Raw genomic sequence first — 11,592 nt, 5'->3', positions numbered from 1 at the left:
TGGTGACGTGTCTGGGGATAAGAAAGCTGATTTGCTGGCCATCAGGCCTACCGGTGAGTTGATCATGTACCGCGGTAACGGTAAGGGCGGGTTCATGTCGCCTTACCCGCAGGTTGGGACTAGTTGGACCAGTTGGGAAGTGTTTGGAGCCGGGGATGCCAATAAGACTGGTAAGAACGGTATCTACGGTTTGCGTAAAGACGGCAACTTGTATTTGTACGGTGGTAGGGGCGACGGCAAGTGGCTGTCGCCTGTCCAAGTGGGTCATGGTTGGGGTGTTTTCACCACTATTTCAGCCGCTGATTTGAACGGCGATGGCATGGCTGACCTGATTGGCCGGACTAATGACGGCAAGTTGATGTACTACCAGGCCAAGGGTGGCGGCAAATGGCAGCCAACCGCCCAAATAGGAACCGGCTGGTAAACCGACCAGGCCAGGTCGCCAGGCGGCGGCTGGCCAGTCAGTTGCAAACATCTTCGTGGAAGTGAACCGATGAGGGTGCTGGCCGCCCTTTCGGGCGGCGTCGATTCGGCGGTGGCGGCCGCCGCTATGGTTCATGCTGGCCACCAGGTGACCGGAGCCTACTTGGCCCTGAACCGGACTGCGTCCAAAAGCCGGGCCAACGGCGAAAACAGTGGCCAGGTGGATGAGGCCAACGAGGCTCGGGCCGTGGCGGACATACTTGGTATCGACTTTCAGGTTTGGGACGCCTCAAAGCAATTTGAAGAGCAAGTGGTCGAGGGCTTCGTGGCCGAATACGCTGCCGGGCGGACTCCAAATCCGTGTGTCCGCTGCAACCGGCTGATTAAGCTCAGGTTGCTGCAAACCAAAGCTACGGCCCTCGGGTTTGATGCCATTTGTACTGGCCACTATGCCCGGCTTTGCCTAAAGGATGATCAAGTCCAGCTGCGCCGGTCCAAAGACCGGGCCAAGGATCAGTCCTATGTGCTGGCGGCGGTGGAAGCCAAGGTGTTAAGCCGTTGCCTCTTTCCCTTAGGCGACATGACCTCAAAGGCTGAGGTTAGGGCCCAGGCCCGGAGCCTTGGCCTGCCGGCGGCGGCCAAACCCGATTCAGTCGACATCTGCTTCATTGCCGATGGCGATGTCCAAGGTTTCTTGCGCCAGCGCCTTGGCGCGCAGGCGGGGGTTGTTCTAGACCAAACTGGCACAGTGGTAGGCCATCACGATGGTGCCTACGGTTTCACAGTGGGACAGCGCCGAGGCTTGGCGCTGGGCGATCCGGACCCGACAGGCCGGCCGCGCTACGTCACCGCGGTCGACGTGCCTGGTGGCCTGGTCCGGGTTGGCTTGGCCGAGGACCTAGCAGTGGAGTCATTTGGCTTGTCTCAGTTGAGCTGGCTGGTGCCCCAGCCAGGGCCGGTCTTCGAAACCGAAGTCCAGGTTAGAGCCCATGGCCGGGTCTATCCCTGTCACCTGACCTGGCAGGAACAAGACCGTGGAAACGTTGCGCTGGACCAGCCCATCGGCGCCCTGGCGGCCGGGCAATCGGCCGTCTTCTACCGCGGCGACCTGGTCATCGCCCACGGTCTAGTCGAACGTGATTAGGGGGCTGGTGAACAATTCCCGCCGGCTGCGGTCGCCCCCAGGCGGCGCCTCGCTTCGTTGTCGGCCGTACCCCGTTAGCTCTGCTAGCGGGGCAGACCTCCGCCTGGCGATGCATCACCTGGTGACGATCCTCGTTTCGGCGCGCATTATTCACCAACCCCCTAGCCGCGGCGGAAAGGGCCAGCAACTTGGCGCAGGGCCCGGCTGACTTGGGCGGCGGCTTCAGAAATGGGCGTTGGGTCGGTGAAGCCGCCGCGACCCAAGGCGGCGCGGGCTAGGTCAACCAGGCCGTCGAGCCGGGCAGCCGCGCCCTGCGGGTCGAGGTCGTCGGGCACTAGCCAAGTCGGTAGACCAAAACGCTGGGACAGCAGTCGCCATGAGGCCAGTGAGGAGTCAAAGGTCCGCAGTTGCCCGGCGGCCTCGATCGCTTCTTTGGTGATCCGGTTCAACCCGGCTTGGATCCGGGCCGTGCCCATTGATAACCGCGGTGCCAGTTCACGCAGTGCCGCCACCAGCGGCGCCACAAACTCAAGCTCCCTGTCACCCGGGCGAGTTTTGACGGCAGGTGGGTAGGCGGCATCGGGCAAAACCCGCCCCGAAGCCCCACTGGCCAGACAAGCTGGCCGCAGCGCAGCGAAAACAGCCTCCGTCAGGACCAACGTGCCGGCCAACATGAAGCGCTGGGCCGCCATTAGGGTCTGGGTGCGCTCGACCACCTGCTGCAGGGCGCGCACACGCAGGGCCGAATCCTGGGCGCCAGCACTAACCCGGTGGCCGGCTGTTAGCAAGGTGGCGCTACCGCCTTGGTGTTGCGAGGCGGCTGCCACCACCTGGGCGCCAGTCTGGTCCATCGGCTCGGCCTGGTTTTCAGCACTCTGGGCGGCCGAGGCCATAACCTGCGAGGCCTCAAACAGCTTGGTCTGGCCGGCCTGTTGTTTGGCCACGATGGTGTGCAAATCCAAGGCCCGGTCCCAGACGTAGTCCATTGGCCCTCCCTGGGGCGAGCCTGCCAGGGTTGGACGGTCATCGACCTCGGCCTGCAGGACACTTTGGATCCATTCGGCGTAGCTGCCATTGCCCATATCGGCCAGTTGGGCGTCGAGTTTCTCCGCGCCCAGCGCGGTGGCGGCCTCGCGCGACTGACCTGCCTCTAAGGCCGAGCGCTCAACGTCGGTGGTCAGGCGGTAGAGCCGTTCAGCCGTGCGTTGGGCCTTTTCGTGGCTGGGTGGGAAACCGACCAGCAAAGTGCCTTCAGAAATGCCGACACTCACCGTCAGCAGCCAAACCGAACCACCCAAGTTATCCGCCAAATGCTGATAAGCCACCGTCATTTCGCCGGCTTGTAGGGCTGGCATCAGATTTGTGTTTAGACCGCTTGGTTGCCCCGAATGCAGCAACAGGGCCAAGGGTGAGCCAATCGCCTCGGTCCGGCTGCGACCGGTCATAGCCTCAAGGCTCGGGCTGACAGCCGAGATAATGCCATCAGCGCCGGTTAGGACCATGGCGATGGCGCTCGGGTGACGGCTCGGCTCGGGTCGCGTCATTCGTCAACCCCTTAGGCCGCGCCGTTGCGCCGGCCGGGTGGAGCCAGGCGGTCCCATGGGTCGTCTGGTGGTGCCACCGGGGCGGGTGGGGCAGCTTGAGGGGCCGATGCCGGAACCTCAACAGCTCGCACTGGCGGCCAATTGGTTAGGGCTGGGCTGGTGGCAGGGGTCTGATGATGACTGTCGGTCTCGCCGTGACTGTCCCAAGGTGAGGCCTCAGGTGACTTCGGTGCCGGTGCGGCTTGACCGTAGGCAGTTGGGTCGGTCAGCGGGCTTTGCGGTTGACCCCACTGGGGTGGGGCGACCCGCCGCTGGTGGGCGGAATCGTCCCAGATCGATGATCCGGCATCGGTGGTCGTAACCCGGGCTGCTTTGGCGCTGGAGACTGAGGCGGCTGGCTCATAGGGGGCCTGACGGGTCAGTCGTTGCCGGGCGGGTTCGTAGGTTGGGCTGGTCGAAATCCAGGACCTGGTCGGTGCGGCCGCAGTGGTCTCTTCGACCGGCGGAGGTGCCGCCGCGATGGCCGGGCTGGGCTGCCTTGGCGCGGCGGGTGCCGGGGATGCCACCGCCGCAGATTCGGCCTCCGGTTGAAGCGGCAACGAGACGGTGACGTCGCTACCACGCCCGCCCGGCCCGGCGCGTGAGGTCAGCGAAGCGCCCATACGGTCGGCCACTGCTTGAATGGCTCTTGAACGTGATCCCAGGCCAAAGCGGCCATTGCTGCCGCCTGCGGCGCGGTCAGAGACGGTGACGTAGAGATTTGGGCCCGCCTGGTTGGCGGTGACAAGCACCACCAGGGCTGGGTTCTTGGCCGTGGCCGCGTCGATCAGCTCGGCCACGACGTGGGCTAGGCGTGGCGCCAGAGCGGCTGGCAGCTCGGATTCGGTTCGCAGTGACCAGCGAACCTGGTGTGGCCGGCTGACCTGAGCTAGGGCTTCGGTCATGGCCTGTGTCAAGGCGATTGGCTGCTCGGCCGCCAATAGCTGGCTGATCTGGTCTGGCCGCAGACCGGCCGTGGCCGGATGGGTGGCCGCGCCACCAGGTTCAACGATGCGCGCCCGGGAGGGTTTGAGGGTGCGCTGGGCCGGACCTTGGGCCGGAGTCGGTGAGACCCGGGGTGCGAATTTGGCCAGGACGGCACCTCTGACAGGCGCCTCAACCTCCCGGCTGGCTGGCGAATCGAGTCCGGCGACCGGCTCGAGCATTGTGTCGCTGATGGCCGAAGGGCTCATCGGCATTGGGTCAAGGTACAAAGGCTTGAGTCGTGGTCTGGGTGTGGGCCTGGGCGCCAATGGCGGCACTGGTCGGGGCGGTGGCGCAACCGTCGGCGCCGGCGGCGCTGGGTTGGGGGTGAGTTCGGCCGCAGTTGCCGGGTCGGCGAAGGACTCAGCCATTTCGACACCGGCCACTGGTGAGGCCGGCAGGCCCTCCGGCTCGTCGAGAGCCACCGGTTCGAATTCGGGTTCAGCTACCTCGGTCTGGTCGGGGTCATCTGCGGGCCGAGGGGCGGCCATAGCCGGCAAGCTGGCGGCGCCGCGGCCCGGCGGACCGATGATCTCGACCTCGGGAATCTGATCGTAATCATCTTTTGACCCGGTGAAGCGATGCCAACCATCGGCTAGGCGCCGGCGCAGCTGGCTCTCGGCCGGAGCCTTGCCGCCACGGATCAGGCGCCACAGCCCAAAGGCCAGGCCAAGGGCCAACAGGCCAACCGCGATGGCGGTCGCCACGACCCGGCCGTCAGCCGTGCTGACCAGCGAGTCGGCTGCTTTCGAGGCCGTCGTCAAAGTTGCGTCTCGCTGGCTGAGGTCCTGAGCCCCGATTGCCGGAGTCGACGCCACTGCTGCGGCGTAGGAGTCGATAGTGGTGCGAAGCCCAGTGTCATTGATTGAGCCGACGCAGAGCTGGGGGATGGCATCAAGCTGACCAATTAGCTGATCAACTTCAGCCGGCCCACTAGCCCGGGCGGCGGTCAGGGCGTCTTCAGGGTACTGACGGACCTCTGCCGTGTTGACCTGGCCTTCTTGAGCATCGCAGGTCCAGTCCGTGATGCTGATAGAAGCCAGTTGGCTGGCCAGTGCGGCAAAGGCACGGTCTGTGGCGTCAATGGCATCAGGTTCGTCAGTCAGTTGACGCTCGTTTGCCAGTGACGCGCTGGCGGCTTCGACCCGCTGGAAAACGCCCACTATTGACTGGTCGAGTTTGGCCGAACCAAGCGCCCCAAAGGCACCAATCAGCCCGACTACTGCCGTGGCCAGACCGACCGCCAAGACAGCCACCGTGGCGATTAGCAGTCCCCGTCTGGGGGTGGCCGGTGTCACTCGAACTGCTCCTTGCCCAGAGCCTGTTTGGCCGCTTCGCACTGAGGTCTAGCCGAGCGCCTGGCGGCCAGGCCCAGGCCTAAAGCCGCCTGATGGCTACCGGGGGGAAAGTGGAGGCGGAGGGTGCTTTCCAGCACTCTCCCAGGCGACACGCCTCCAGGTCGCGGCATGGTTAGCTCCCGCCCCCGGTGGTGCGCCACGGAATGCGGCGGCCAGCTTCGGGTTTGGCCTTGGTGTCAGTGGACGGATCCTTTTTGGGGGTTTGGTCGCCTTCAGGCGGCGTCTTGCCAGGCTTGGGCGCGCCTAAGGGCGGCCGAGCCGGCGGCGGGGTGGCACCGGCCGGTTTGGCGGCAGTCGCACCAGCCTTGGGCGCGGCCGGGCCGGCTGTGGCGCTGGTCTGGCCGAAGCGCGGGGCCGGCCGGGTGGCCGGGCTATGACCAAAGCTGGGGCCCTTAGCCGCAGGTTTGGTGGTGTCTCCGGCCGATGCCGGCGCCGGTGGCTTGGGCGCAGAGCTGGCCAGGGGCGGCTTGACCGCCGCTTTGGGCTCGGCCTTGGCTTGAGCTGCCTTGGCGCCAAGGGCTGGGGCTGGAGGCCTGGTCTGGGTGGCTGCAGCCGGTTTGGGTTCGGGCGCCTTGGCCTGTTCAACCTTGGGTCCAGGCGCGGCCTTGGGCTCGGTTGGCTCCTTGGTTTTCTTGGCAAAGATCGAAGCCTTGGGCGCCTTGGCCTGTTCAACCTTGGGTTCAGGTGCAGCCTTGGGCTCGGTTGGCTCCTTGGTTTTCTTGGCAAAGATCGAAGACTTGGGCGCCTTGGCCTGTTCAACCATGGGCCCCGGCGCTGCCTGGGTCTGATCTACCTTGGGTCCAGGTGCGGCCTCGGCCTTAGTCGGTTCCATGGTCTTTTTGGCGAAGATTGGGGCCTTGGGGGCCGCGGCCTCGGCTTCGAGTGGTTGTTTGGCGGTCTTGGCCAGACCTGGGACCTTGGGCGCTTTGGGTTGTCTAGCGGCCTTGGGCGCCTTGGGTTCTCTAGCGGCCTTGGGCGCCTTGGGCACTGGCTTGGCCCAGGTTTTGCGGCCCATTAGCAGCAAGGCCCAGGCGGCTGCGGCCAGCACGGCCAGGCCAATTGTGACCCACATGAAGATAGTTGGGGCGGTGTGGGCTTTGTCAGCCGAATTCTGGGTCGTCTCAACCAGGGTGTCTAGGGCTCCTTGGCGAAAGTCGTTGTCGGGTGTTTGAACCGTCAGTGGCCAGGGATTGCCACCGGTGGCCACTGCCGTGGCGTACTGCTTGGCGCTAGGCACCAGCACCGCGGTTTGGATTAGATCGGGAGCTTTGGCAGTCAAATCCCTGATCGCCATCTGCATATTGGTGTAGGTAGCTACCGACTCATCGCCAGCCGGGTGGCCGCGCCAGATCTCCTCGCGAGATTCGGCCAAACGCTTGGCCGGATCGGTCAGCAGGGCCATGATCTGCTTATCCGCCGCCGAATCGGTCAGCTTCAGGTTGGCAATGCCAAAGCTGTTGGCAGCGGCCGCCAGTTCTTTGACCGCCTGATTGCCAGGATCCAGCTGTTCCTCTTCCAGCTCAGTGTGGTTGGTGCGAATCAACTCCTGCTCAGTGAAGAAGGCACGGTCGGCGAAATCGGCTTTGACCAGAAGCTCAACTAGCTTGGTGTCGGAAGCGGTTCTGGTGATGCCACCGGACGTCAAGAACCAAACCACGCCAAAGGCCACCAGACAGAACGTCAGAACGATGGCGATCAGCTTGATCAGTTGGCGAAGGAAACCGCCGCTAGGTGCAGATGGGAGGGCCGGCGGAGCCGCAGTGCCGCTTGTTAGGTTCATTTCGTACCGTTCTCGACTGGCCAGAGCGCGCCGCGCCCTGAGGGGCTGTATTAGGACATGTCTGACCAGCCCAACACGGGCACCTGTCAGTGACTAGGTCACATTAGCAGTAATACCTAGAGGGAGAGGGAGGAGTTTGATTGTGTTCGCCAGGCGCGAATCGGGCCGGGCTAGGCCGCAACGGGGGGCAAAGGTAGCAAGATAATGACCATGGATCAGGCCCCACCTCGCAACCGCCACCTTCAGGCCAAGGCTGATCTCGACCACGCCGGGAGGCATTGGGATAGCCTGGTGGAGGACATAAGAGCACATCAGAGGGCCTATTACGTCGATGACGCGCCAACTATCTCCGACTCGCAGTTCGATGATCTGATGCGTCAACTAATGGCTTTGGAGCAACGCTTTCCGCAGCTAAGGACAGCAGATTCGCCCACTCGTCAGGTCGGTGGAAGCCCGAGCGGCGATTTCGCCTCGGTCCGCCACGCCGTCGCGATGATGTCGCTTGACAATGTGTTTTCCACTGCTGACCTGGAACTTTGGATGGATCGGGCTAGCCGTCTGATTGGTCAAGACCGGCCGGTCAGCTGGCTGACCGAACTCAAAGTTGACGGCCTGGCCCTGTCTTTGACCTACCGCCGCGGGGTCCTGATAGGCGCTGCCACCAGGGGAGATGGCCGGGTTGGCGAGGACGTCACGGCCAACGCCATGACGATTGAGACACTGCCGCTGCGGCTTGATACTGACCGGCCGCCAGACTGGCTCGACTTGCGCGGGGAAGTATTTTTCCCTAAGGCTGAATTTGCCGACCTCAACACCGAGCTGGTCGAGGCCGGACGCAAACCGTTCGCCAATCCGCGCAACGCTGCGGCCGGCTCGCTGCGCCAAAAAGACCCCAACATCACGGCCAGGCGGCCCCTACGAATGCTGGTTCACGGCATCGGGCGGATGCAATGGGAAGGCCCAGGCCAAATCAGGCTTGACTCTCAAGGCCAGCTCTATCAGCTGCTGGGCCAGTGGGGGTTGCCCACCTCGGACCAGGCCAAGGTGTTTGACCAGCGCAAGGCGGTCCTGGAAATGGTTGAGGACTTCGCCGCCCAGCGTCAGCAGGTGGCCTATGAGATTGACGGGATCGTGGTCAAAGTCGATTCCTTCGCCGCCCAGAGGCAGCTGGGGGCGACCTCGCGGGCTCCTCGCTGGGCCATTGCCTACAAATACCCAGCCCAAGAGGTCAACACCAAGCTGATTGATATCAAGGTCCAAGTTGGGCGGACCGGTCGGGTGACGCCTTTCGCCGTGATGGAGCCGGTCAATGTGGCTGGGTCGACCGTCTCCAGCGCAACTTTGCATAACGCCCGTGAGGTCGAGCGCAAAGGCGTGTTGATAGGCGACACAGTGGTTTTGCGAAAGGCTGGTGATGTCATACCGGAAGTGGTTGGGCCAGTGGCGGCGGCACGGACCGGATCCGAGCACAGTTTTGTTATGCCCAGCCACTGCCCTGATTGCGCCGCAGCCCTAGCGCCGGCCAGCCAAGGCGATGTTGACCTGCGCTGTCCCAATGCTCAGCACTGCCCGGCCCAAGTAGCCGAGCGACTGGCCTACCTGGCCTCGCGCAACGCCCTTGACATTGGCTCGTTGGGCGCCAAGGCCGCTTTGGCCTTGACCAGGCCGGATCTGGACCGGCCTGACGGGGTCGCGGGCCCGCCCGCCCAGCCGGTGCTGGCCAGTGAAGCCGGCCTGTTTGACCTAACGGCCAGTGACCTGATGCGGGCCTGGACCTGGCGAGGCGTCAACACTGACAACGACGGCGCCACCGGGTGGCAGCAGACTCCGTATTTTGGTCGCATGACCGAGGCCGGTAAAGCCGAACGACTGCGCGAACTGGCCGGCCAGGCCACAACCCGTCTCCCGGCAGTCCCAGGCAGGTCCAGTAGCCAGGCGGCGTCGTTTTTCCAGCCACCGGCTGAACGATTCGAGCTTGACGAGGTTGGCCAAGCCTTGCTTGGGCAGCTTGAAGAGGCCAAAACCCGGCCGCTTTGGCGACTGCTGGTGGCTTTATCGATCCGGCACGTTGGGCCAACCGCCGCCAGGGCCCTGTCTGGCCATTTCGGCTCGTTGAGCGCCATTGAAGCCGCCAGCGCTGAGGAGTTGTCCCAGGTCAGTGGGGTAGGTCCGGTGATAGCGGCCTCGGTCAAAGGCTGGTTGGCAATTGACTGGCACCAAGCCATTGTGCGGCGCTGGCGGGCCGGTGGGGTGGCGCTCGACCCGGTGGCAGGTGACTTGGCCAGTGCCGGGGCTCCAGGCACTGACCAGACAGCTGTGTCGCAGAACCTGGCCGGGCTGACCATAGTGCTGACCGGCAGCCTAGAGTCAATGACCCGCCTGGTCGCCAAGGAGGCGATTGAGGAGCGGGGTGGCCGGGCGGCCGGGTCGGTTTCAACCAAGACCGACCTGGTGGTGGCCGGTCCGGGGGCCGGCTCAAAGGCGGCTAAGGCTGAAAAGCTGGGCCTACCCGTTCTAGACGAGGCCGCTTTCCTGGCTCTGCTCGAAGGCGGCCAACCACCACGAAGCTGACTGACGCAGTGGGGAAGCAGATCGAGCTGTCAAGGCCGTGCATCAACGCAGGTCCAGCTGCCGTGACCTAGTACTATCGCAGGTCAAGCCGCCACGACCGCGCATGAAAACAGGTGCGAATCCTTGATGCGATACGTTTGGCCTGGTCATCCTAACGTCACAAAAGCTCCGGCCTGTTTTGGTGCAAGGTCACGGCCGGTCAGCCTGTTTTGGTGCAAGGTCACGCCCGGTCAGCCTGTTTTGGTGCAAGGTCACGCCCGGTCAGCCTGTTTTGGTGCAAGGTCACGGCCGGTCAGCGCAGGTGTCTGACCAGTTCGGCCTTGATCAGTGGGGTGAGGGTTTCGGCGAAGGTGGCGTTAATATGGGTTCCACCGCGATAGACCAAGACCCCTTCGATTACCGCGGGGCAAGCCTGCGGTGAGCAAATCATGTCATTCAAATCGAAATACGTGGCCCCGCCATCAAGGGCCCGGACCATCGCTTGCTGCCATTCGGCCGTGGTCGTGTCGGGCGCGAATTGGCATTTCGTCAGGTCTTCTGCGTTCTGGGCGACGCATTCGAAAATGGTGGGATAGCTCTCACCAGGAATGAAGCCGGCGGGGTTGCGGCCCAGTACCAGGATTGGCACGCCGGCTCGTTTTAGCTGCTGCCACAGTTCCATTACGCCGGCCTCCATCGCAGCTTGGCTGCCTTCAGAGGCCGGATCGTTAGGATCGCTCAGGGCCTGGGAGCTGAACTGAGAGGTCAAGACCAAGTCGGGTTGGAGCTCGATTAGTTCATCAACCACTGCCCGCGACCAGGTGGGGCAGTTGTGGTAGACCTCGGCCTGGGCCTGCGAGATGTCAATGGCAGCCACGGTCAAAGGACAAGCCGCCTTGTAGTAGCCCACTACTTTGATGCCTAGTTCCTTGGCCGCCCGGTCAACGGCCGGCTCCCATTGTTCGATGTAGCTGTCGCCGGCCATGGCAATCGTCCTGGAGGAGGTCAGGTCGCCGGCCAAACACGGTCTTGGCTCAACATCTTCCTTGCGTTGGCGGCAATCGGTGGCGTAAGCGGCCGGTAGGTCGGCCCCGGCTGCCAGGGGGTCCGGTGTAATGGTCGGGTAGCTGGTCGTGGCCAAAATGGCGTCCCAATCGCGTTGGGGGGTGCTAGTGGAGACCTCGGCCGGCGATGTGGTTGCGGCCAGGTGGTGTTGGACCGGCCGGCTAGCTCGGCTGGTCACCACCCCAGCCGAAAGCCCTACTGCGGTGCAAAGTGCGCCCACGGCCAGGGCCGCCATCGGCCGGCGGGAAAAGACGGGCCTAAAGCGAATTGGGTTTTCTACCAGCTTGTGAGTGACGTAGGCCGGCAACAGCGAGCCGATGCCGAAGGCCAGGCAAACCGGGCCGCTCAGGCCGGGCAGGGCGGCGCGGGCGAAGACTATGAACGGCCAATGCCACAAATACCAGGAATAGGACATCCCGCCCAACCAAACCATTGGCCGGGCCGAAAGCAGGCGGCCGATCGGATGCATCTGGGCCAAGGGGCCGGGCCCGTAGGAGCCGGCCATCACCAACGCCAGGGTGCCAAGGCAAGGCAGCAGCGCCGCGTATCCTGGCCAAGCGACGTTCTCCCTGGCACTGATCATGGCGTAGACAATCAAAACCGACCCCGCCGTGCCGGCCCAGAGCCTGACGTTCCAGGACCAGTTCGCCACCAGCGGCAACGCCAAGGCCCCGAGCGCGCCAAGACCGAGCTCCCAAAGACGGG

General features: G+C 64.0%; 7 protein-coding genes. 3 read left to right on the top strand and 4 right to left on the bottom strand.

All coding sequences use genetic code 11. From position 1 onward, the window contains the following. Positions 1–424: VCBS repeat-containing protein (locus tag FWD29_02870; protein ID MCL2802891.1), on the top strand; the 424-nt coding region annotated here is incomplete at its 5' end. 69 nt (positions 425–493) lie between these two features. Further along, a complete protein-coding gene (gene mnmA, locus FWD29_02865; GenBank protein MCL2802890.1) occupies positions 494–1,567 on the top strand; it encodes a tRNA 2-thiouridine(34) synthase MnmA in 1,074 nt (357 codons plus the stop codon). 161 nt (positions 1,568–1,728) lie between these two features. Here mnmA and FWD29_02860 read toward each other — a convergent pair whose 3' ends face one another. The 3 genes from FWD29_02860 to FWD29_02850 all read right to left on the bottom strand — a co-directional run bounded on the left by FWD29_02860 (position 1,729) and on the right by FWD29_02850 (position 7,272). Beyond that, entirely contained in the window at positions 1,729–3,111 is a 1,383-nt protein-coding gene (locus FWD29_02860; GenBank protein MCL2802889.1) for a PAS domain-containing protein, read from the bottom strand. A gap of 11 nt (positions 3,112–3,122) precedes the next feature. Continuing rightward, on the bottom strand, positions 3,123–5,432 hold the full coding sequence (locus FWD29_02855) for an ATP-binding protein (GenBank protein MCL2802888.1): 2,310 nt from the start codon (positions 5,430–5,432) through the stop codon (positions 3,123–3,125). Positions 5,433–5,604: 172 nt separating this feature from the next. Further along, positions 5,605–7,272, bottom strand: coding sequence for a hypothetical protein (locus FWD29_02850; protein MCL2802887.1), 1,668 nt, complete (start codon positions 7,270–7,272; stop codon positions 5,605–5,607). A gap of 204 nt (positions 7,273–7,476) precedes the next feature. Between FWD29_02850 and ligA the strand changes: the two genes are divergently transcribed. After that, entirely contained in the window at positions 7,477–9,843 is a 2,367-nt protein-coding gene (gene ligA / locus FWD29_02845; GenBank protein MCL2802886.1) for an NAD-dependent DNA ligase LigA, read from the top strand. A gap of 292 nt (positions 9,844–10,135) precedes the next feature. Here the strand turns inward: ligA and FWD29_02840 are convergent, their stop codons facing one another. Further along, positions 10,136–11,539, bottom strand: coding sequence for an acyltransferase (locus FWD29_02840; protein MCL2802885.1), 1,404 nt, complete (start codon positions 11,537–11,539; stop codon positions 10,136–10,138). Positions 11,540–11,592 lie beyond the last annotated feature (53 nt).

It is taken from the genome of Micrococcales bacterium (genome assembly GCA_009784895.1).
Lineage (GTDB): Bacteria > Actinomycetota > Actinomycetes > Actinomycetales > WQXJ01 > WQXJ01.
This window is presented reverse-complemented; position numbering and strand designations above follow the sequence as displayed.